The sequence below is a fragment of the Altibacter sp. genome, from assembly GCF_019913785.1.
GTDB lineage: Bacteria > Bacteroidota > Bacteroidia > Flavobacteriales > Flavobacteriaceae > Altibacter.
In genome coordinates this window covers 31,136-52,646 of sequence record NZ_JAIOHK010000040.1, presented here as the reverse complement: position 1 = coordinate 52,646, position 21,511 = coordinate 31,136, and the positions used below count along the sequence as shown (strand labels likewise).

Annotated in this window: 19 protein-coding genes and 1 pseudogene; 9 read left to right on the top strand and 11 right to left on the bottom strand. The window is 38.9% G+C overall.

Annotation, left to right across the window (positions count from 1 at the left end):
* Together K8F54_RS06960 and K8F54_RS06955 are read left to right on the top strand one after the other, a co-directional pair.
* Positions 1-193 (top strand): annotated as a pseudogene (locus tag K8F54_RS06960) (hypothetical protein); the annotation flags it as partial.
* Between the two features lie 192 nt (positions 194-385).
* Positions 386-3,217 (top strand): Npt1/Npt2 family nucleotide transporter, encoded by a 2,832-nt coding sequence (locus K8F54_RS06955; protein WP_290788877.1) that lies wholly within the window; start codon positions 386-388, stop codon positions 3,215-3,217.
* On the opposite strand, the gene K8F54_RS06950 is transcribed toward K8F54_RS06955, so the two are convergent.
* Both K8F54_RS06950 and K8F54_RS06945 read right to left on the bottom strand, forming a co-directional pair.
* Positions 3,218-4,477 (bottom strand): serine hydrolase, encoded by a 1,260-nt coding sequence (locus K8F54_RS06950; RefSeq protein WP_290788876.1) that lies wholly within the window; start codon positions 4,475-4,477, stop codon positions 3,218-3,220.
* Positions 4,477-7,386, bottom strand: a complete 2,910-nt coding sequence (locus K8F54_RS06945; protein ID WP_290788874.1) for a PEP/pyruvate-binding domain-containing protein — start codon at positions 7,384-7,386, stop codon at positions 4,477-4,479. Before K8F54_RS06945 ends, K8F54_RS06950 begins: the two co-directional genes overlap by 1 nt.
* A 184-nt stretch (positions 7,387-7,570) precedes the next feature.
* Here K8F54_RS06945 and K8F54_RS06940 point away from each other — a divergent pair, with 184 nt between their 5' ends.
* The gene (locus K8F54_RS06940; protein WP_290788872.1) at positions 7,571-8,032 is read left to right on the top strand and encodes an isoprenylcysteine carboxylmethyltransferase family protein; all 462 of its coding nucleotides are present in this window, start codon (positions 7,571-7,573) and stop codon (positions 8,030-8,032) included.
* A 92-nt stretch (positions 8,033-8,124) separates the two neighbouring features.
* The gene (trxB, locus tag K8F54_RS06935) at positions 8,125-9,087 is read left to right on the top strand and encodes a thioredoxin-disulfide reductase (protein WP_290788870.1); all 963 of its coding nucleotides are present in this window, start codon (positions 8,125-8,127) and stop codon (positions 9,085-9,087) included.
* A gap of 55 nt (positions 9,088-9,142) precedes the next feature.
* Here trxB and K8F54_RS06930 read toward each other — a convergent pair whose 3' ends face one another.
* Positions 9,143-9,595, bottom strand: coding sequence for a hypothetical protein (locus tag K8F54_RS06930; RefSeq protein ID WP_290788869.1), 453 nt, complete (start codon positions 9,593-9,595; stop codon positions 9,143-9,145).
* A 151-nt stretch (positions 9,596-9,746) separates the two neighbouring features.
* Between K8F54_RS06930 and K8F54_RS06925 the strand changes: the two genes are divergently transcribed.
* The gene (locus tag K8F54_RS06925; protein ID WP_290788868.1) at positions 9,747-12,410 is read left to right on the top strand and encodes a M36 family metallopeptidase; all 2,664 of its coding nucleotides are present in this window, start codon (positions 9,747-9,749) and stop codon (positions 12,408-12,410) included.
* Positions 12,411-12,420: 10 nt separating this feature from the next.
* Here the strand turns inward: K8F54_RS06925 and K8F54_RS06920 are convergent, their stop codons facing one another.
* The 6 genes from K8F54_RS06920 to K8F54_RS06895 all read right to left on the bottom strand — a co-directional run bounded on the left by K8F54_RS06920 (position 12,421) and on the right by K8F54_RS06895 (position 16,589).
* On the bottom strand, positions 12,421-12,906 hold the full coding sequence (locus K8F54_RS06920; protein ID WP_290788867.1) for a nuclear transport factor 2 family protein: 486 nt from the start codon (positions 12,904-12,906) through the stop codon (positions 12,421-12,423).
* 83 nt (positions 12,907-12,989) lie between these two features.
* Positions 12,990-13,718, bottom strand: coding sequence for a head GIN domain-containing protein (locus K8F54_RS06915; protein ID WP_290788866.1), 729 nt, complete (start codon positions 13,716-13,718; stop codon positions 12,990-12,992).
* An 18-nt stretch (positions 13,719-13,736) separates the two neighbouring features.
* Positions 13,737-15,485, bottom strand: coding sequence for a PspC domain-containing protein (locus K8F54_RS06910; protein ID WP_290788865.1), 1,749 nt, complete (start codon positions 15,483-15,485; stop codon positions 13,737-13,739).
* Complete coding sequence (locus K8F54_RS06905) at positions 15,482-15,820, bottom strand: PadR family transcriptional regulator (RefSeq protein WP_290788863.1); 339 nt, start codon at positions 15,818-15,820, stop codon at positions 15,482-15,484. The genes K8F54_RS06910 and K8F54_RS06905 overlap by 4 nt, the downstream gene beginning before the upstream one ends.
* A 108-nt stretch (positions 15,821-15,928) precedes the next feature.
* Positions 15,929-16,105, bottom strand: coding sequence for a hypothetical protein (locus K8F54_RS06900; RefSeq protein WP_290788862.1), 177 nt, complete (start codon positions 16,103-16,105; stop codon positions 15,929-15,931).
* Positions 16,089-16,589: a DUF4870 domain-containing protein gene (locus tag K8F54_RS06895; RefSeq protein WP_290788861.1), complete on the bottom strand. Its 501-nt coding sequence runs from the start codon at positions 16,587-16,589 to the stop codon at positions 16,089-16,091. Before K8F54_RS06895 ends, K8F54_RS06900 begins: the two co-directional genes overlap by 17 nt.
* 152 nt (positions 16,590-16,741) lie before the next feature.
* On the opposite strand from K8F54_RS06895, the gene K8F54_RS06890 reads away from it, so the two are divergent.
* From K8F54_RS06890 to K8F54_RS06875, 4 genes are all read left to right on the top strand, one after another.
* Positions 16,742-18,247 (top strand): T9SS type A sorting domain-containing protein, encoded by a 1,506-nt coding sequence (locus K8F54_RS06890; protein WP_290788860.1) that lies wholly within the window; start codon positions 16,742-16,744, stop codon positions 18,245-18,247.
* Positions 18,248-18,265: 18 nt separating this feature from the next.
* Entirely contained in the window at positions 18,266-18,721 is a 456-nt protein-coding gene (locus K8F54_RS06885) for a DUF4442 domain-containing protein (RefSeq protein ID WP_290788859.1), read from the top strand.
* A 106-nt stretch (positions 18,722-18,827) separates the two neighbouring features.
* Positions 18,828-19,628, top strand: coding sequence for a TIGR00266 family protein (locus K8F54_RS06880; protein WP_290788858.1), 801 nt, complete (start codon positions 18,828-18,830; stop codon positions 19,626-19,628).
* Between the two features lie 122 nt (positions 19,629-19,750).
* Positions 19,751-19,948: a hypothetical protein gene (locus K8F54_RS06875; RefSeq protein ID WP_290788856.1), complete on the top strand. Its 198-nt coding sequence runs from the start codon at positions 19,751-19,753 to the stop codon at positions 19,946-19,948.
* A gap of 39 nt (positions 19,949-19,987) precedes the next feature.
* Here K8F54_RS06875 and K8F54_RS06870 read toward each other — a convergent pair whose 3' ends face one another.
* Together K8F54_RS06870 and K8F54_RS06865 are read right to left on the bottom strand one after the other, a co-directional pair.
* Positions 19,988-20,923, bottom strand: coding sequence for a LysR substrate-binding domain-containing protein (locus K8F54_RS06870; protein ID WP_290788855.1), 936 nt, complete (start codon positions 20,921-20,923; stop codon positions 19,988-19,990).
* A gap of 131 nt (positions 20,924-21,054) precedes the next feature.
* Positions 21,055-21,486: a DUF2141 domain-containing protein gene (locus tag K8F54_RS06865; protein WP_290788854.1), complete on the bottom strand. Its 432-nt coding sequence runs from the start codon at positions 21,484-21,486 to the stop codon at positions 21,055-21,057.
* Positions 21,487-21,511 lie beyond the last annotated feature (25 nt).

The window sequence follows — 21,511 nt, the reverse complement described above, 5'->3', positions numbered from 1 at the left end:
GCGCCTGTTCAGAAAATCGGGCTCCTGGAAGAATTACCATTCCGATTCTATTCTGGTATGGGGAAAAGAACCTAATCGACGCTATATATTAGTTGCGTTAATTGACGACCCCAACGGAGAAAATATTATACGAAGTTTAGTGAAACCTGTAGAAAAGGTATTAAAGAAACGCCCGGCTATAAGTATGAAATAAGAATTTTGATTCGGCATCATACATTCTAGAAGCATTAGCGATTAAGGAGATTTTTTCAATCTCCTTTTTTTTGCAGCTGTCCGAACCAAAATTAATTTACCTTTATAGAGTGAAATTCGATTTGTTTATTTTAATTGATTTCACTTTATGGACCATAATTTATAGGAACTACAATCAATAAGTATTGAATGCATGCTGCAGCTTAGTACAATCAAAAAGTATATTTTACGGGTTTTTGATTTAAAAGAAGAAGAACTTCATAAAACCCTATTACTTCAGCTCAATATATTTTTACTGATTACCACTTTACTCATTGTAAAACCCACCATAAACTCCTTATTTCTTTCCGAGCTTACATCAGATGCGTTACCGGTAGGTTATGTGCTTACAGCCATCATGGCCATACTAGGGTCCTATTTTTACAATAAAGCACTTGAAAGGTATAGTCTGAAATTAATCACCGAAAGAACCATCCTGGGTTCGGTCATTTCCTTGGTTCTTTTTGGTATTGCATTTAATTTCAATCTGGCTAACGGCCTTCTTCTCTATATACCCTATATCTGGGTGGCCATCTTCGGCCTGTTGACAGCATCCCAGTTTTGGATCCTGGCGAATTTGGTGTACAATGTGCGCGAGGCAAAACGAGTGTTTGGTTTTATTGGTGCCGGAGCGATTGCTGGAGGGATCTTTGGAGGGTACTTAACCTCGCTATTAACGAGTATTATAAATACTGAAAACCTACTCTTTGTAGCGGCTGTTTTATTGGCCGGATGTATTCCTATTACCAGATATATATGGAAAAATGAAGTTGTTTCATTGAATACCTTTCAGGTTTCAATTCGTTCAAATCCAAAGGCCGATTCCCCCTTCAAACTAATTAGACAATCCAAATTGCTCAGCCTTATCGCCGTGGTAATAGGGATATCCGTGCTAATTGCAAAACTGGTGGACTACCAGTACAGTGACTATGCTTCACGATTTATTGAAGACCCCGAAGAACTTGCGTCCTTTTTTGGATTTTGGTTTTCGACGCTAAGTGTAATCTCCTTGGCTATTCAACTGTTTCTCACCAAACGTATTGTTGGGACGTTTGGAGTGGGGAAATCACTACTTTGGTTGCCATCAGGAATTCTTATTGGTTCGCTGTTACTTCTATTTTTACCCCAACTATGGGTTATTGTATTTATCAAAGTTGTAGATGGTAGTTTGAAGCAATCGGTTAATAAAGCAGCAACCGAATTACTATCTATACCCATCCCAATCGAGACTAAAAAAAAGACCAAAACATTTACCGATGTAGTAGTAGATAGTATAGCTACCGGCTTGGCAGGGTTCATATTGATCTTTTTTATTAACGGACTCGATATCGCTTCCACCTATATCAGCTTGATTATTGTAGTGCTAATCTTACTGTGGCTGTATTTTATTTATCACTTACGGAAGGCGTACATTGTTGCGTTTAAGTCGTTGTTGGAGACCTCAGACCTTAAAAAAGAAAAGGCAGTTAAGAAGGAAATTCCTATTACGTCTATAGTTAGTACTGTTAATAGAGTGCTTGAGCAAGGATCCGAATCGCAGATCCTGCATATGCTTCAGAAGACCCTAACCGTAAAAGATGAACGCTTTTTTGCCGCAATTAGAAAACTATTGGCGCATCCTTCGGCGAAAGTACGCGCATTGGCCATCGAGAACCTCTATTTTTTGACTACAGAGAATATGTGTCCCAGTATTGAATTGATGGTAAACGACAAGGATCAAGAGGTAACCACAGCAGCGTTTCGATATCTGCTAAAAAACAACAATACCGATACGGTTGCCTTGTTCAACACCTACCTTGATAGCAAGGATGCGACCATAGCAAATGCCGCCTTAATTGGTTTGTCCTTCGAATTGAGAAACAATAAAAAGCTTCAAGATCAACACAACCTTCTGGTCCGAGTTGAACGTAAATTAGGTGAATTGTCAGAGCCTCAGACTGAAGCAGCAAGGAAATACAAATTGCTAACCATCTTGGAAGTTATAGGGAATGCGAGATTAGCGCCTTTTTATTTGGTTGTTCACGAACAACTTACGGCTGCCGATCTTGAACTGCGCGATATGGCTTTGATTAGTGCCGGAAATACACTGGATCCACAATTTATAGATCCTATTATCGCACAACTTAGTGTCAAAGAGGTGAGACAAACAGCAATCAACGCCCTTTTTCATTTTGGTGACCCAATCATACATTATTTATACGAAAAGATTGTTGCTGAAACAGTGGAGAATGAAGACGCTATACAGGCCGTGTTGGTCATAGAGAAATTTGCCTCCCAGAAGGCAATTAAGACCTTGCTGAAGCTAACGGATGGCACCGAACATGCGATAAAGATTGAAGCCATCGACGCTATAAAACGCCTAAAATGGAAACATACACACTTGCGAATTAAAGACCGATTCGTGATCGATAAGATTTTGGACGAATGTCATTTATACCAAAATACGCTGTCTGTTATTCATTCACAGATTGTTATTCAGTACAAAAAAAAAACCCAATTATCCGAATCTTCCGAAGAGGGGGAAGCCCGTAAAGGACTCATACATTTGCTGGAACAACGATTGGACCGCCAATTACAGCGAATTTTTAGATTTCTTGGGATCAAATACCCGCCCAATGACGTGGATCCCATCCTCAATACCATCCTAAAAGGAAAGGAGGAACAGCGAATTCACGCCATAGAATTCTTAGATAATATCTTAGACAATCAACTTAAAAAAGAACTCATTCCCGTTGCCGAATCTGTCTTATTGGATACTATTTCTGAAGAAAAGATCAAAAAATTAAACCTTAAGGTCTACAGTGAAGAAGAGTGTTATTACGAACTGCTTTCCAGAAAGGATCTGAAGCTAAAACAGGCCGTATTGTATCTTATTGAACAAACCAACGATAAGAAGTTCTTCCCACTTGTAAAGATGGCCAGTAAGGATTCTAATGAGAAAATTAGAAATAAAGCTTCAGACTTACTACATCAATTTCAGAAATAACTATTTTCTGATAATCTTATCAATACTGGAGGCCAAATTCATATGATCCGTGGCCGAATTTTTCCGAAGCACATTCGTCATAAGCACCACCATATAACAATGATTATCCGGATGCTCAATTATAGCCACCGAATTCATAAAATTCTGTACATTCCCCATGTATTTTCCACATCCTTCCCCTTTGCTACGGTCGCATTTATAGAGACTTCCCGATTTAAAATAAACGGCCGCTTCTTTCAAAGCAGGGGATTGAGCATACCGAATTCTACGATCTGTCATATACATAAGACGCTTCATTTCGAGACTCGATTTGGCATCGATAATATTGCCTTGTTCTAATTGCACCAAGAATTTCATCAACCCAATTGGAGAGCCGGTACTTCCTCCTTTTGCGCCCACGTACGGGTTTGCACCTCGTGTAAAAAAAGTTCCCAAACGCCATTCATCATGAGTAATTCCCAACTCCCGAAGGGGTAAATTAACCACGTCGTTACCCAGATCAGTGATCTGTTGCTTTGGCGTATTTTTGAAGTAGGCGTCCGCTTGTTCCTGTGTTAAGGTTGGGTAGTCTTTACCGAAAGCGGCCATCAATAAGGTTTCACGCCAAACAATACTCGCTGCACCGTTATTGCTCACAGAGAGCATATGATCGGCCCATTCGAACAAGCTGAACTCATCACTTGGAATCACCTGTCGTTTCACCAATTTTTTTGTCTCCATATTGTAAATGGGAATGGTATGCACATCGGTTAATCCCCAAGGCCCCGATTTTACTACTTTCGATTTTAACAAAGCGATACGATCGTCAAAAGAGTCGGGATAGATCTTCGCCAATTGATCGAACAGTCCAACCAATACAGCGAGTTTCCCCACACTCCCGGGTTGATACCCTGCACTTGAATTACGCTCGGCATAACGCGTATTCTTCGGGTCGGTGAAATCGATAATGGCTAATGAATAGCTTCGGTCCAAACCTCGAAATAAACCATTGATCTCTTCCTGAAATGCAGGGTCTATCGTCATAAACTGAGACAAACTGTCCTGATGCCGTTCAAATAAATTTAGCTGAATGTCTAAATACGACTTCATGGCTCCCGGAGGCAGGGTGGTTCCGTCTTTAAGCTCACCGCTTTTAATGAGTTCGAGGCGCTTTAATCGTTTGATCCCGGTATACTCATAGCCGTCAATTGGGTAGAGCGTTGCAGTGGTAAAAGCTGCAGTTAAAACTAATATGGCGAGTAATCCTATAATTTTTTTCATTATAACTTTGTTGAAAGTGAAATTTCTTTTTTGGTATTGACCACCGGTGTAATAGATTCTAAATACCCCGAGCTGAGTGCCTTTTTGTTTTCCACAAAGGGACGAACTTGGAAAAGCCACAGTTTGCCCTCCTTAAAGCCTAATTCGACATCGTAGGCACCGTCATAATCTGAGTGGGTTTCTTTCGGAAGCGTTTCCCGGATTTTTTCGGCCAGTTCGCAGATTTGTTTGATATCGGCTTCAGTAAGTACGCGCTCTTCGAAAGTGGCACTCTTTTTTTGAGTTCCGCCGGAAAGAGGCAAGCTGTTGTAGTAAGGTTCCCGAGCCGGAGCTAATAGCTCATAGGTTTCGTCCATGCGTATTAGGTATGATTCGGCCGATTGCCCATCTACGGCCCCGCCGGCACCCCGACTAAAGGCAACGGTGAGGTCGTTGGAAATGCCTGAACTAATTCCTTTGGTGATTAAAACACCGCTGTAATCCACATCGACACTTGGAATCACTAAAATAGAAGGAAATACATTCTCTGGATTCGATAAATATTTTTGACGCCATTTAAAACTTCGTTCGGTGTAAGGCGAAGCCCAAACATCTTTTATTCCATCCAGAATTTTAGTTCTATCTGCAACATTGAACAGGGTTAGATTAAGTCCGGCACCGGTAAAATCCTTCAGATCTTCCATATTCGTGTCGCTTCTCAAAAACACGGGGATCTGCCCCATGGGTTTGCCTAAAATTGCTTTGAATTCCTTTTCCATTTCTGAAACGAATTCCGGTTTCAGCGTCATTTTCTTAATGGCGGCGCGAAGGGTTTCCAATTCCCGAAGCTGATAGCTTTCCACTGCTACTTCAGAAATATTCTCGGTGCGCATTTTTTCCGCTTCAGAAAACATATCGTTTAAAAAAGTCCAGTACGATTTGCCTTGCCCCGGCATGGTTTGATCCATATGTTCCCTAAAAATACCAAACGGAATTACCAGTCCTTCTACCACATTTTCAGGAAACATTTTTTTCAACTGCCCCAAGTTGGCTGCTTTCGGCCCACAAAGATTTCCCGAAGCACTCGCGTCTACATCGCGCAGGTTTAATACGTTTTTTTGATCCAATCGAATCTTTTCGATGGGTACCGCTATTTTTTCATCCTTTCGTTCCTTTTTGGCAAACAACGCCACTTCTTCCGAAGTCATTTGTGCTTCCGTTTTTATGATGACATTCCCTTTATTTGAAACCGCATAAAACACACGCTGTCCATCGTATTTTTTTAGACTTTGTAGGTTTTCATCAGATAGTGCCGCATTCGGAATGCCCAAATTACGCGCCAGCAATTGTACGTGTGACACCATATTTCCTTCCGCAACGGTAGCAATCCCAGCAATCGGTTTTAGATCGGATGGAGGTCGTTGAAACACATAGATTTTGTCTGATACCACTTCAATGTCTTCCGAAGAACCAGCCACTACCACCAATTCGCCAAAGGCATAGCCCGGGTTAAGACCGCGTATGGTGCTTTGATTTGAAATATCCAGCACCTTATTGGTCAGTGACGATTCGGCCGCAATAAAATCGCCTAGCTCACCCACACTTTTTCCCAGATGTAGCGCGATAGAACCACGTATCCTATCATCTATAAAACCATATGCCTTAGGTTCGAAAGCGGTGTATTCATTTACGATCTCTTCATAGACTGCCTTTACCATCCCGGCGCTCCATTCCACTTCACAGCGAGCGTTGGCCAACACCTGTGTAAGCTCACCTAGGGTGAGACTATTCACCTCTTGAGGTTTTAATGATTTTTTAAGTTGTTGCCATTCCCACAGTTCAATATAGCCTGCAGCGGCGGTTCCCATTCCCAGAAAATATATTTTATGTTGTAACTCTTTTACTGTCTTAGGGTTCCATTGTGGCTCATTCTTAAAGATAATTTCTTCCAGTTTTAAGGAGATATCCAACAGTTGTAATCGGGCAGATGCCCGTTTTTCGGCGAGTAGCCCTTTGCGAATCTCCATAAGAAGTTGGGATGATTCGGGAATAAGGGTGGCCGCTTCTGTGGTATTTTTATTTTTTGAAATATAGGCTTCGATCAGATTTCCTAAAGCAGTTCCTTTTAGGTTGCTGTTCTTTTTGAGCAACGTACTTATGTCGATGGGTTTGTAGAATTGTTCCATCGTTGTAATTAATTCAGACAATTGGTTGGAAACCGAAGTAGATGTTTTTGAAGCATGCTTGTTCTTAAAATCAATTACTTTGCGTATATCCGAAGCTTCTGGTTGCCCGTGAATCTTAATCCGAAGATCCATAAAGGCGGGATATACATCACTAACTACTTTGGATTGGCTTCGCATGAGCTGTGCCAGATTGTCATCGCCACTATGGGGTACATCTTTTAGAGATTGTCGAATTAGGAAGAAATTCTTATTGAGTTCATCATCTTTTGACAATAACCACTTATAAAAATCGATTCCGGCCTTTTCTTCATCTTCAGACTGGATGGCACCTCTGTAAAATTGGGCTTTTTCGAGAATCCATCCGTTGTCAACAGAACTTAAGTATTTCCCTAGTTGATATTGCTTTAGGCGAGATTGGCTGTGTGAGCTGTCCCAAAGGTCCTCGGATTTGGTGTAGGCCAGTATTTGTCCGAGATAGATATGATTTTTCTTACCGATATTTTCAACACTTTCTTTGTATCTAGCATGTTGTACACCGGGGCCAATATTCTGTGGACAGGGATCCTTGGGTTGGCGAATGCTGCCATCGGTACAAAACCATCGAATATCCCGATAGGGACCACGTACATCATTTTTATAGGTATTGATTTGTTCTTTTACGTATTCATTACTTAGTTTCTGGGATATACCAGAAAAAGTAGTAGTAAAAATAAACAGGGCGCAAAAATATAAGTGAGTTTTCATAATTCTTAAAAAAGGGCTTCTCTAGAAGCTAGTCAAAAGTAGACTACAATAGTCTTAACAAAGTATTAAATTTTTTTGAGGTTTTCACTATGTAGGGATTTATATACAGAAAACTTTGGGATAATTTAAATTATAGTATTTTTGGGTTCCCCAAGAAAATAACATTCATTAAAAATTATTTTTCTTGAAAAAAGATTTTATATACCTACTACTTCAATTCGCGCTTTTTACATTGTATTTTGTATCCTGGGAAAATGATTTGGATTGGGTATTGCCACCTTGGTTGTCCTATGTTTTAATCGCAGGCATCATTTTCGGAATTTTAATCATCCTCTTCGGGATAGTTAATCTTAGCGGACTGGCTGTTTCTAACTCCGACAGAAATAAGAAGACCGGAGAATACTTCGGAGGAATTTATAAGTATGTTCGGCATCCTATTTATATAGGAATCGCAATTGTCATGTTTTCATATGCAATATATGTCCTTTCACTAATTAAATTAGCGGCTACTATATTGTTGGTGATCTTGCTCTATTTTAAATCGAAACAGGAGGAAAAGGACTTGTTGAAGCACTTTTCAGATTATAAAAATTACAAAAAACGTACTGGGCGTTTTTTTCCGAAGAAAAACCATCACAGCTCTTAATAAACCTATAGGGAATCTTAATAACTTTTACTGTAAGGTTTTGTTGAAAGTTACTACTTTTACAACCTAAATTATTTTTGAAACAAATCGTTATGTCAGATACAATTGAAAGAATTAAATGCCTTATCATTGGTTCGGGTCCTGCAGGTTACACGGCAGCCATTTATGCAGCAAGAGCAGACTTAAAACCTGTTATGTACACCGGTTTAGAACCGGGAGGGCAATTAACTACCACCACCGAAGTGGATAATTTTCCTGGATATCCCGATGGGATTGACGGTCCAACCATGATGGTGCACTTACAACAACAAGCAGAACGTTTTGGAACCGAAGTGCGAATAGGCATGGTGACCGCAGTTGATTTCAGTAATGAGGTGGGCGGCATTCATAAAATCACAGTGGATAATACCACACAAATTGAAGCCGAAACCGTTATCATTGCAACAGGAGCCACTGCTAAATACTTAGGATTGCCAAGCGAACAGCGCTTACGCGGTGGAGGTGTTTCAGCCTGCGCAGTCTGCGATGGGTTTTTCTATAAAGGACAAGATGTAGCCATTGTTGGAGGAGGAGATACCGCAGCCGAAGAAGCTACCTATCTCGCAAATATCTGTAATAAAGTAACGATGCTGGTACGCAAGGATTATTTAAAGGCGTCTAAAGCAATGCAGCATAGAGTCACAGAAACAAAGAATATTGACCTTCGGTACAATACCGAAATAGATGAAGTATTAGGTGATACAGTAGTTGAAGGCTTGCGAATGAAAAATAATGTAACCGGAGAGAAAGAAGAAATTAAAATCACAGGACTTTTCATCGCCATAGGACATAAACCAAATACCGATATCTTCAAAGGACAATTGGATATGGATGAAACAGGATATGTGATTACCAAAGGCAAATCAACGAAAACTAATAAACCCGGAGTTTTTGCCAGTGGAGATGTGCAGGATAAAGAATATCGTCAAGCGGTAACAGCAGCCGGTACGGGCTGTATGGCGGCGTTGGATGCGGAGCGTTATCTAACCACTGTTGAAAGCGAAGTGACTGCTTAATACCGTTAAAATTTAGTATTAGATAAATGTCCGAAGTGTTTTGCTTCGGACTTTTTTATTGCTTGGAAAAGGTGAGAAATTGCATACTGCCGTCGCCACTTTCATCAAATAATTCAACTTTATTGGCACTGGCTGAAGTAATATGCCAGTCGTCCGACAGTTCACCAAAAAAGGTGCTGTCTGAAAACAACAAAACAAGTTCTTCGTCATTATCAATATTGTCATCATCGGATGCGTCGTTTGAGGCATCTTCATACTGCCAAGTACCTATGTCACTGAAAATGTCGTTGGATACATTGACGGTACCATTACTGTTAAAATCGAAAATAAAACTTGAAAAGGTATTGGTCTGGTTCGTATTATTATCAAAATAATAGGAGATCTTCCACATTCCCTGTGGCAGGTCGGTCACAATATTGGCATTCGGATTTACGGGATTTGTTGGATCATCGTTGGAGTTACACGCGGCAAAAATTAGTACAGCTAAGAGTACAACTATCTTTTTCATGGGGAGTTTTGTATTGAGTAACGAGCGAGTCAATTTTATAGTATATAAATCTTGTTAATAATTGAAAAGGATGGTAAGAGTTTATCGGGTTTATGGCATGTTTAATTAATTTGTGTACCTTCAGTAGACCAAATACCATAAAACCATCACTATGAAGTTATTCATGCAATATACTCTCTTTCTATTTATTTGTTTGGCACCGTTCCTTTGTTCAGCCCAAAAGAATACAGATTATGTAAGAGTATATTTGGAACAATTTCAAAACGAAAATAAAATAGAAAGCGCTGACAGGCAATGGGTTATATCTTCTGATTTTACGAGTAGCATGAGCAAGGTTCGACACATTTATTTTAATCAGGCTGTGCATGACATTCCAATAAAAGGAACTGAATCGAGTATTCATATTTCTTCTGAAAATCAAATAATTTCATCTAACAATAAGTTTTTAAAGAATTTTAGAAAAAGATCCATTGACCCACCTTCACCAAGTTTATCGGCTGTCGATGCCATCAGGCGAAGTGCATTCGACCTAGGGTATACTTCGGTAGCTCCGGTTGAAATAAAAAGAGGCAAAACGAACCTTCATAATGATTTCTTATTCCGTGCAGATAAAATTTCATTGGTTGAGGTCCCTGTGAGTTTGGTATATCAAATAAATGACAAAAATAAAATGGTCTTGGTATGGAAAATTTTAATTAGCACTTTGGATTATCAGCATCATTGGGAATATAGCATAGCAGCCCATAGTGGGGCCATCATCTCTAAAATTGACAGAATGCTGAACAATAGCAACAATGAAACCTGTGCTACTGTGAAAGAAGAGTACACTACTCGCAAGGAAATCGAAATTTCAAATCACGAAATTAACTCCGTATTACCAAGCAATTGTACCGAATGCTATGAAGTAATTGAATTTCCATTGGAAAGCCCCTATTACGGTGAAAGAACCATAGTTGAAAGTCCGTATAACCCAACTGCATCTCCATTTGGTTGGCATGATACGAATGGTATCCCAGGGCCCGAATACCTAGTAACCACCGGTAATAATGTAGAAGCTAAGATTGGAAATCCTGAGCATTTCGGATTTCAACCCAATGGTGGACAGGAATTGGATTTTACTGGTTACCCATTTGACCAAGATGTCACTGCGGAAAATCTATACGAAAAAGCTTCCCTTACCAATTTGTTTTATTGGTGTAATACCTTACATGATAAATTTTATACGTTCGGATTTGACGAACAAGCCGGAAATTTTCAAGAGAATAATTACGGCAAGGGAGGATTTGGTGGAGATTCGGTTATGGCAATGGGGCAGAATGAATTAAACCATTGTAACGGAAATTTTAGTATCACCAAAGATGGTGTTAGACCCCTTATGAGAATGAATATTTGCCGAGATAAAGATGGAAGTTTTGATAATATAGTGAGCATCCATGAATATTCTCATGGAGTCACCATTCGAAGTGTTGGCGGACCTATGAATCCAAGTTGTCTTTTTAATGCCGAACAAATGGGTGAGGGTTGGTCAGATTGGTATGGTGTAATCTTGACTATGGTGCCGGGTGATGTGCCCGAAAGGCCTAGAACAATTGCAACTTATTTAAAAGGAACAGGGCCTGACGGCCAAGGAGTGAGAGCATATCCTTACACCACCGATATGGCGGTAAATCCTTTGACATACGATTCGATAAAAGAAAATGATGCCATTCATCATATAGGGACTGTTTGGGCCACAATGCTTTGGGAGATGACTTGGGAATTAATCGCGAATTACGGGTTCGATCCTAACATTGATAATTTTACGGGAGATATTAATAGTGATGCCGGAAATGTGATGGCCATGGCCATAGTAACAGAAGCGCTAAAGTTTACACCCTGTAGACCTGGATTTGTCGATGCGAGAGATGCTATTTTTCAAGCAAGTAGATCGATCTATGGTCTTGATTTGGATTGTGTGCTTTGGAAGCCTTTTGCCAAACGGGGTCTTGGTTTTTTGGCGCTGCAAGGTGATTCAAGTAATGTATATGACGGAACAGAATCGTTTATTGTCCCTCCAAGAATAGCTGAGTTTGTTTTGGCAGAGAATAATTTTTGCATAGACTCTGGAGTCCAAACTTCTTTGAGCGGTGGCTCACCAAGAGGAGGCGTGTATAGTGGTCCCGGAATTACAGATGATGGAAATGGAGACACCTATACTTTGGATCCGGAAGCAGCAGGGATTGGAACACATACGGTTAGCTATGAAATATTTGACAGTGCCTGTACGGATGCTTCAATTGCGCAAGAGCAGTTTGTAGTTAGGTATGATTCAGTTGCACCTGAAATATATTGTCCAGATAATATTGTAATAAACTTACCCGAAGGGGTCTACGAATATGAAGTTCCTAATTACATCATACAATATCCCGCAACAGACGATTGCAGTATTGCTCTTACCATGACACAAGTGCCTGTTATTGGTTCGTTTATTAATCCGGGAATCCATCAAGTTGTATTAAGTGCCGTTGATCATGCGGGTAATGACTTTTCTTGTTCTTTTAAACTTTCTATAAATGCGATACCACCAAGGGGTGATGATGGCGTTGTTATGTATCCAGTACCTGCTGACGAAGAACTCTTGTTTAATAGTATAAATGATATACCAAATCTTACAATAACCCTTTTTGATATCAACGGCCGTTTAATTGAAACTATTTTCTTTGAACATTTTGGTTTTTCGAATAAAATATCGCTGACTGGCTTGGCGTCAGGAATGTATTTTGTAAAATTAGATGCCTATAGATTTAACAGCACTTATTATTTTATAAAAAAGTAATTGTATAATACTAGGGATTTTTGTGATCATAGCTCAATATTCTAGCAAGATACCATTGACTATCTTTCAGAAGCCATAGATGGGTAAATTTGGCAATACTACCTTTGTTTTCGGGTTTTCCTTTTGGTTTTTCGTAGAATTGGTGAATTCCTTTCTGAAGGGCACCATATAGGACACCATTGTTGTACAATGGAAAGACTTCCAAACTTTCTGCTACCAATTCTCTTCGGGAAACAAATGCATCCGATTTGCAAATTCCGTTTTTAGTAATTTCAAGAAATGCTGCTTTTGATTTCAAAATACCACCTTGGTCGTGATAAAACTCAAGGTCATTGGTAACCAAAGCTTCAAACTGTGCGATGTCACAGGTGTTGAAGCCAACTTCAAACAATAGGCTGTCCTTAGTCTTCAAGGTTTTGAATAGCTCGGATGTTTCAGAAACCTGCGCAAAAATACTTGTTGATAATAGAAAGATGAATAGTGTACTTGTTTTCATAGGTAACTATTTAATATTCAAAAAACTCCAAGGCCATGGAAAACCTCGGAGTTTTAAAGGTTGGTTACTCTGAAAACCAACGATTACATTTTTCGAACGCTTCCGGAGCGACTTCCATTGTTGGTCACCGCAGCAGGATCACCATAATAGTTTACGTCACCCCCGCTGGATGCTTCCGCTCTCAATTTGTCCTTTACGTTCACTGTAATATCAGCGCCACTTGATGCATCTGCAGTGCAGGTTAACACCAGCAAGTTCTTGGCGTTAAGTTCGCTTCCGCTGGAAGCATCTGCTACTAGCTTTGATGCTTTCCCCGATACTTTCATATCGGCGCCACTACTGGTCTCGGCATAAACTTCCTTCGCAAAAACTTCTACTTCTAAGTCGGCACCACTGCTCGCATCCAGGGTAATTGTTTCATTCTTCACAACTGAATTTGCGATCACATCGGCACCACTACTTGCGGCAATACTACTTAGCTTCACATAGGTAACATGCACCTTTTTTGCCTTTGATCTACCAATACTCTTGTTGTTGGAAGTTCGAATCGTGAGTTTTCCGTTGTGAATTTCAGTTTCAATGAATTCCATAAGGTTTTCATCAGCCTCTACAACGATCTTGTTCTCGGAGCCTTCCGTTAAAAAAACGTCGATACCGGCACTTCCTTTTACCTGATCGAAATCTTCGGTAACAGGTCTGTTTTCGGTTGTCACATTGCCGTTGCCATCTTCCTGTCCCAGATTGATATCAAAATGGCAGGAGGTAAGTGTAGTTGCCACCAAAAGGGCGATTAGAATTTTAATTGTTTTCATGGTGTAATCCTTTACGTGTTAGTTTCCAATTTTAATATTTAGTGTGTCTTTGTCGTTGCCGTGATTTATCTTAACGCCGTCTGAATCTAAGACAATGATGTGTGGCTCATCATCACTCCATTCTTCTTCCAGTTGTTGTTCCCAATTGTCACCTTCAGTACTTGAGCTTGACTCCCATTCGTTGGTCTCGTTTAATGGGCAGTCAAGACATTCGGTTTTGTTATGGAGAATTCGAATGAAATGGGCTTCGTCTCCATTGTTTAAGATGTCGCGATAATGCGAATTATTTCTATGGAACGAATAGGTGTTTTCTTCTGCATAAATAACAGCACCTACCGGCAAGTACAAGATAATCTCAACTTCCTGATTACGGTATTTGTTTTCGATATCGGTCAAGAAATAGCCGTCCAAGGTGAGTGTGTTATTTTCCATAGTATAATTATAATCGATGGCCTCGGCACGTTTTTTTGCCTCTAGCAGGTTTTTGCCTTCGGCGGTTTTGCCTATCACCATTTTACCAATGGAATCGTTCGTAGAACGCACAATCAATCTGATATCGTTAGAATATATGATCTTTTCGTCATTTTCGGTATATTTAATTTCCACGCCACCACTTCGTCGAACTGTATACTCATACTGGGAATTGGCTCGCATTGCAATTCGCAATGTATCATCCACCCGTACAGGAAGTACTATTTCTTCAACGGCTTCTCCGTCATAGGCTTGTTCTGTAGCTTGCTGTATGCCAAGTATCCCTAAACCAACGATTGATAAGAACCACAACACCAGTAAAACGATCTTGGCCGGTGTTCCAATCGACTTTAAATTGTCGATGAGTAGCTTCAGTCCTAATATAAATAATACAAAGAACGGAATTCCTACCGCTAACAAGGCTAGCAGCGAGATAAGCCAGATAGGTGCACTGGTGGTATCTACTAACGATATATAATCCATTACCTCACCATGTCCCCAGAGGTCGATTGACCCAAAAGTGAACAAGCCAATAATAAGGCCTACCAAGGTGGAAAGTGAGATGATAATTAATAAGACACCGAGAAATTTGACAAATATTTTAAGAATGGCTAGAAGGATACTACCGAGTGTGTCGAAAAAACCGGAAGCACCGCTTTTTACTTTCTTCCCGTATTTGTCATAGTCAGCGTTTTTTACCTTATCCGCGACATTGTCATACCCTTCTTTGAACTTTTTTTCAATATTGGAAATATTGATAGGTTCTCCGGTCATTTTTAATTTATCTGAAGTGCTTTCTGCTGCCGGAACTAATATCCAGAATAGTATATATACAATAATAAAGAATCCGCTGGAGAATACCGTTAACAGTACCCAGAGTAGTCGAACCCAGATTGCGTCTATGCCTAAATAGTGACCTAGTCCTGAGGATACACCGGCAATAAATTTATTGTCAATATCTCTGAAGAGTTGCTTATACGATGAAGATCTACGTGACTTAGCCGTTACAGGCGTGTCATCAAAAATCTCCTCATCGACCATATAATCTTCGGGTTGCCCCATTACTTTAATAACGGCATCCACTTCTTTGATGGTTACCACATGCGAACTGCTTTCTAATTTTTCTGAAAAGAGTTCAGCAATACGGGCTTCTATATCACGTATAATTTCATCACTGCCTTGCGGATCGGATAGCGACTTTTTTATGGCCTCCAAATAGCGTGATAATTTTCCAAAAGCGTCTTCGTCGATATGGAAAAACGTGCCTGCTAAATTTATGTTTACTGTCTTGTTCATTTTGTAGTTTTTTCGCTAGTTACTCTATTAACTGCCTGTTGCAAATCGCTCCAGGTTGAATTTAATTCTTTTAAAAATAATTTACCGGTTTCGGTAAGGTCATAATACTTGCGCGGTGGACCGCCGGTGGATTCTTCCCAACGGTAGTTTAACAACCCGGCATTTTTAAGGCGGGTTAACAAGGGGTAAATAGTCCCTTCTACCACAAGCAGTTTTGCGTCTTTCAAGGTCTCAAGAATATCACTTGTATATGCTTCGCCATCTTTTAGGATGGAAAGAATACAATATTCCAGTACCCCTTTTCGCATTTGCGCTTTTGTGTTTTCGATTTTCATCTGTCTTTCCTGTTTTAATTGTGTAAGGCCTTTCCCAGAACTTGGGTCGAAATTTGCCTGTGTCTAGATCTTGATTAGGGATCTTTAAGGTTCCTTTCTTAAGGTGACTTACTTTGTTTGAAATAACTGTTCGTCTTTGATAATGAAATGAGCATCCATGCTTTGTAAACTGCTTTCACAGTGAATGGTTTTTACTTCAGAGATGGTTTTCGATTCTCGCTGAATACCCCCAGCTGAAAGTACGCTCATGACTATGGCCAACAAAATACTAACTAGTGTGCTCATCTTTTGATTGCTTTTTTATGGTTGTTTTTATAAATGGAATACTAAATGGATACTTGTAGAGCTCGCCTTTCGATGCCTTAACGGTTGCTGAAATAACGGCGTATAGTTCTAAAACGAATAGCCCAAATACTAGTAGTGCTACTATACAGAACAGTACCACATAGCCGCTCAAATTCTTAATTTCTGAAAATCGCACCTCACGGGCATGATGATCTATAATTTCTACAAGCGAAATAAAATCGGTTGCAAATACAATAAAGAATGGTACACATAGTAAGGCGAGGATTAAAACATACAGCAAAATACTTAACTGAAAATTAATGGCCTGCTTCCCGTGATTATCTACAAATTCCTTTTCCTTATTTAAGGTCCACAATAACAGTGGTGCAAAGAAATTTGCGAAAGGGATAAAGTACTTTAGAAAAGTAGAAAGGTGGATAAAAGCACCTAGGTTTTTTTGATTTTCTGAAACGGTTGTTTCCATTGTCTATTAATTTCTTATGCAAATATATGTACAAAAAAAGGTAATATGTTACGCATAGTACTAAATATTAACAAAATATTAACAAATAGATAGTTGGTTAAATTGAATATCTTTGTCTTTAATAGTTGGAGAAATCCTATAAATACAAACCTATGACAACAAAATCATTTTATTTATTATTGATTTTAATTTTTGTGAGTTTTTTTTCAAAAGCACAGATTGTAAATATCCCGGACGCCAATTTTAAGAATGCGTTGGTGAATGAGCCGGTTGCTGCTTTATTTGTAGGAGGTGGATGGCAGGATGTAGATAGTAATAATGACGGAGAAATTCAAGCTTCAGAGGCTGAAAATGTAAAATGGCTTCATTTGGATAATTTTAATATTGGCTATGGAATAGTTTCAATGATTGGTATTGAATACTTTATAAATTTAGAAGTGTTAAATATTGATTTCAATGAAGTGATAAATTTGGATTTATCTCAAAATAGTAATCTAGAAGTTCTTAGTTGTAGACATAATGAAATATCTGTTCTTAATTTGTCTCAAAATGAAAACCTAACTGACATTTTGGCTATGTACAATAATATTGCTTTTTTAGATGTATCACAAAATCAAAATTTAGATTTCTTAGAATGTCATAATAATCTAATTGAAGAATTGGTCTTGGGGAACCATCCATTATTAACTAACATTCAAGCTGGAGATAACTTAATTTCAAATTTAAATATTAGTGGGTGCCCAAGCCTTGAATATTTTAGTATTCCAATAAATCAATTAGAGAATATAGACTTATCCACGAACTTGAATTTAACCTCTTTAGATTGTGGGCAAAATAACCTACAAAGCTTAGACCTTTCTAATAGCACCAACCTATATCAACTATTATGTTATGAAAATCAATTGACAAGCTTAGTACTCCCCAATTCAGAAAGTTTAGCATATATTCATGTTAGAGGAAATCAATTAAGCCAATTAGATATAACAGGAGTGCCAAATTTGAACTTTTTAAGTTGCAGCGATAATAATTTAATTAATTTGAACACCAATCAAAACCCGTTACTTACTGAATTATATTTCTATAAAAATTATATTTCAAATATTGATCTATCAAATAATTTAGATCTTACAGCGGTTTGGGGTCATGAAAACCACTTGATTAATTTAGATTTTTCAAATCACTTAAATTTAACTGAGATATTGGTAAATGATAATTACCTTCAGAATTTAAATATTAGTAATTATAATAACAATAGCATTACAAAGTTTACTGCTTTTGGTAACCCCAACCTTGGTTGTATACAAGTAGATGATGAAATCTTCGCTAATGAACAAGTTTGTGGCGATCTAACAGACTTTCCTTACTTTACAGGCTGGTGCAAAGATACAATTGCTAGTTACAGCGAGTTTTGTGAGCTAGGTGTTGCAGATTTTTCCATTCCTAATATCGTTTTATTCCCTAATCCGGCTACTTACACCTTAAATATCCAAACAGAACAAAAAATTGATAGTGTGCGAATTTATTCCATTCAAGGTGTATTGGTGGAAGAATTTTTGCAAACAAAACAAATAGATATATCACAGCTTTTCGAAGGTGTTTATTTTGTGGAAATTATTTCTGATGGTAGTAGTACCACGAAAAGATTCATTAAGTCATAACTTCTTAGCACCTAACAAATGCCTCTAAAACCCAGTCAGATAAATACTTTTTTATTATTCAAACTGCCTTCAGCCTATTTCTGTGGGGTGCGATTAAAAAGCATTTCAGGAACATCCTGTACCACCACCGTAAAACACCGATGGATCAACCAAAACCCGTTTAAGTCAATGTTTTGGGCGGTTCAAGGCATGGCGGCTGAGTTGAGCACAGGGGCTTTAGTAATGAGTTATATCAAGGAAAGCGGCACGCCTGTCTCCATGCTAGTGGCTAATAATAAGGCTACTTTCTTAAAAAAGGCCAGAGGAAGAATCTATTTTTCCTGTTCTGATGGTGCACTTATAAAAAAGGCCATTGAAGCAACACTTGCCAACGGCGAAGGACAAACCTGTTGGATGAAAGCAGAGGGCAAAGATGCCAAAGGCGATGTGGTTTCTCACTTTGAGTTTGAATGGACGGTAAAAAGAAAAAGTTGATTTGTGCTTAGAATTTAACGAATAGTTCTTATTTGTTGTAACAAAATCTTTTCTGAATAAACATATAGCAGCATAAGAAAATCAACAAAACAACACAAAGACTATTATGAGAGCACATGAAATAGATTACACCATCTACGGTGAAGAAATGCAATATGTAGAAATCGAACTGGACCCCAATGAAGGAGTAGTGGCCGAAGCGGGTAGTTTTATGATGATGGACAATGGGATTAAGATGGAAACCATTTTTGGGGATGGTTCGGCCAATGACAATACCGTGATGGGTAAAATATTTGGTGCCGGAAAACGATTGCTTACCGGTGAAAGCCTATTTATGACGGCATTTTATAATGTAGAATCCGGAAAAAAACGGCTGAGTTTTGCATCGCCTTATCCGGGAAAAATTATCGCGATAGATCTCGAGAAATTTAACGGAAAATTTATCTGTCAGAAGGATGCGTTCCTCTGTGCCGCAAAGGGTGTTTCTATAGGAATTGAATTCTCCAAGAAACTAGGACGCGGTCTCTTTGGCGGAGAGGGTTTTATTATGCAAAAATTGGAAGGCGATGGAATGGCCTTTGTTCATGCCGGAGGGACCACGGCAACCAAGGAATTAGCACCCGGAGAGAAACTTAAGATCGATACAGGCTGTATTATTGGATTTGATCATACGGTAGACTACGATATAGAATTCGTTGGTGGTATAAAAAACACCTTATTTGGGGGAGAAGGATTATTTTTTGCCACTTTGACCGGCCCCGGAACAGTTTATATCCAATCATTACCCTTTAGCAGACTTGCCAAAAGAGTGTGGGCGGCTGCTCCAAAAGGAGGGGGTAAGGATAAGGGAGAAGGTAGTATTTTAGGAGGTTTGGGTGATTTATTGGATGGTGACAACCGATTTTAACACCAAAAATTCTGTTAAATAGAATTTTCAACACATTTTTTTGTTATCTTTAGACAGCTTAATCTAAAACCCACTGCCTATTGTTTAAAAATACTTAACCTATAATTAAATACAGTTTAACTATGGCTAGAGCAATGTTTGACTACACTAAGGCTGTACTTGCAAAAGTTAGCTTTGATGTAAATTTGTTCTGTAAAGAGTTGAAAAAGGCGATGACGAGATTGCTTCCCTATGAAATAGAGGAGCTTAAAATCTGGATTGATTCTCTTATCAAACAGAACCCCCAATTAAATAAATGTTTAATCTATCTAAATCCATAAAAAAAGACCCGTGTAAACGGGTCTTTTTAATTTTGGTCCTTATTTGGTTGGGCTTATAATTTTTACATCCTGAAATGCAATCGCTCCTCGGATTACTGCTGCTATCACATCGTAAAGAGCGGTAATAATTTGCAGCTTCAATTCACTTTTGTTATAAATGATACTTACCTCCCGTGCCGGTGATGGTTCTGTAAAATAATGTAGGTGCTTTTTCTGTACTTCAGAAATATCCAATGTATGTAAATACGGAAGTAGCGTCATTCCCAACCCCTCATTCGATAGTTTTATTAAGGTTTCAAAACTCCCACTTTCCAATTGGAAGGAGTCTCCCGTATGTAGTTTTGAAGCTTTACACAAGTTAATTACGCCATCCCTAAAGCAGTGTCCATCTTCTAACAATAAAATATCACTGAGATCCAGATCACTACTTTCAATTTTCCCCTTTGAATGCAATCGATGACTCTCGGGAATATACCCTACAAAGGGTTCATAATACAGGACCCGTTCCTTAATCTTTTCGTGATTAAGCGGGGTGGCGGCTATGGCAGCATCTAAATGGCCATCCTTTATTTTATGGATAATCTCATCGGTCGTAAGTTCTTCAATCTTCAAGTGTACCTTCGGATACCTATTGGTAAATGTTTTTAAGAACATCGGCAATAGTGTGGGCATTACAGTGGGAATTATCCCTAGCTTAAATTCACCCCCAATAAACCCCTTTTCCTGATCTACCACATCCTGCATACGCTCCGACTCGTTGACAATATTCTTCGCCTGGTTCACTATTTTTTTTCCTACCGAAGTCAGTTCAATGGGTTTTTTACTGCGATCGAATATAAGTATGTCGAGCTCCTCTTCCAACTTTTGTATTTGCATACTCAAGGTGGGCTGGGTTACAAATGTTTTTTGTGCCGCTTTTGTGAAATTTTGATGTTCCGCTACAGCAAGTACATATTTTAATTGTGTTATGGTCATCCTAAACTGATTTACTTCAAAAATACAATGTTCTATCAAGATAATCTATAGTTTATAGGTAAATTTAAGTTTTTATCTATAAAAAAGCCCAATCTGGCGGGATTGGGCGGATAGGATAGGATTCTTATAATTTACATTCGGATCTCCATACTAAGTGGTTCATTGGCAACCTCAAATTTGGCATCGTTCCAGTGCGGAGGACCATAGCTCATGATGTTGTTGGAAACACCGTAGCGCTCTTGCGGCATCCCATTAAGGTCGAAATCCATTTGTTGGTTTCCATTCTTGTCGTGAAAAAGCGTGATAGCATACATTCCCGGTGTGATATTTGTAAAAGTTACTGTGGCCATTCCGTCTATAATATCACTTTGCAGCCCTTGAATCGGAGCTGTTTTCATAAAGGTAGCTTCATCGTATAGGCCAAAAAGGACTTCCCCTTCGTTAGTTTGTACCGGGACGGTTACCGTTATGGTTGTTCCTAGGTTCGTGGTTTCAGCATCAGTCTGTGCGTATGCAAAAAATGCAGATAGTGTCAATGTGATGGATAAAATAATAGTTTTCATAAGTTCCGTTTTTATGGTTTTTACT

What these genes read in the sequence shown, in the direction of transcription:
- K8F54_RS06905 (WP_290788863.1), bottom strand. Translation starts at nt 15,820, where the DNA reads ATGAAAATCGAAAACACAAAAGCGCAAATGCGAAAAGGGGTACTGGAA.
- K8F54_RS06880 (WP_290788858.1), top strand. Translation starts at nt 18,828, where the DNA reads ATGAGAGCACATGAAATAGATTACACCATCTACGGTGAAGAAATGCAA.
- K8F54_RS06930 (WP_290788869.1), bottom strand. Translation starts at nt 9,595, where the DNA reads ATGAAAAAGATAGTTGTACTCTTAGCTGTACTAATTTTTGCCGCGTGT.
- K8F54_RS06925 (WP_290788868.1), top strand. Translation starts at nt 9,747, where the DNA reads ATGAAGTTATTCATGCAATATACTCTCTTTCTATTTATTTGTTTGGCA.
- K8F54_RS06885 (WP_290788859.1), top strand. Translation starts at nt 18,266, where the DNA reads ATGCCTCTAAAACCCAGTCAGATAAATACTTTTTTATTATTCAAACTG.
- K8F54_RS06950 (WP_290788876.1), bottom strand. Translation starts at nt 4,477, where the DNA reads ATGAAAAAAATTATAGGATTACTCGCCATATTAGTTTTAACTGCAGCT.
- K8F54_RS06910 (WP_290788865.1), bottom strand. Translation starts at nt 15,485, where the DNA reads ATGAACAAGACAGTAAACATAAATTTAGCAGGCACGTTTTTCCATATC.
- K8F54_RS06875 (WP_290788856.1), top strand. Translation starts at nt 19,751, where the DNA reads ATGGCTAGAGCAATGTTTGACTACACTAAGGCTGTACTTGCAAAAGTT.
- K8F54_RS06955 (WP_290788877.1), top strand. Translation starts at nt 386, where the DNA reads ATGCTGCAGCTTAGTACAATCAAAAAGTATATTTTACGGGTTTTTGAT.
- K8F54_RS06890 (WP_290788860.1), top strand. Translation starts at nt 16,742, where the DNA reads ATGACAACAAAATCATTTTATTTATTATTGATTTTAATTTTTGTGAGT.
- trxB (WP_290788870.1), top strand. Translation starts at nt 8,125, where the DNA reads ATGTCAGATACAATTGAAAGAATTAAATGCCTTATCATTGGTTCGGGT.
- K8F54_RS06870 (WP_290788855.1), bottom strand. Translation starts at nt 20,923, where the DNA reads ATGACCATAACACAATTAAAATATGTACTTGCTGTAGCGGAACATCAA.
- K8F54_RS06895 (WP_290788861.1), bottom strand. Translation starts at nt 16,589, where the DNA reads ATGGAAACAACCGTTTCAGAAAATCAAAAAAACCTAGGTGCTTTTATC.
- K8F54_RS06900 (WP_290788862.1), bottom strand. Translation starts at nt 16,105, where the DNA reads ATGAGCACACTAGTTAGTATTTTGTTGGCCATAGTCATGAGCGTACTT.
- K8F54_RS06915 (WP_290788866.1), bottom strand. Translation starts at nt 13,718, where the DNA reads ATGAAAACAATTAAAATTCTAATCGCCCTTTTGGTGGCAACTACACTT.
- K8F54_RS06920 (WP_290788867.1), bottom strand. Translation starts at nt 12,906, where the DNA reads ATGAAAACAAGTACACTATTCATCTTTCTATTATCAACAAGTATTTTT.
- K8F54_RS06865 (WP_290788854.1), bottom strand. Translation starts at nt 21,486, where the DNA reads ATGAAAACTATTATTTTATCCATCACATTGACACTATCTGCATTTTTT.
- K8F54_RS06945 (WP_290788874.1), bottom strand. Translation starts at nt 7,386, where the DNA reads ATGAAAACTCACTTATATTTTTGCGCCCTGTTTATTTTTACTACTACT.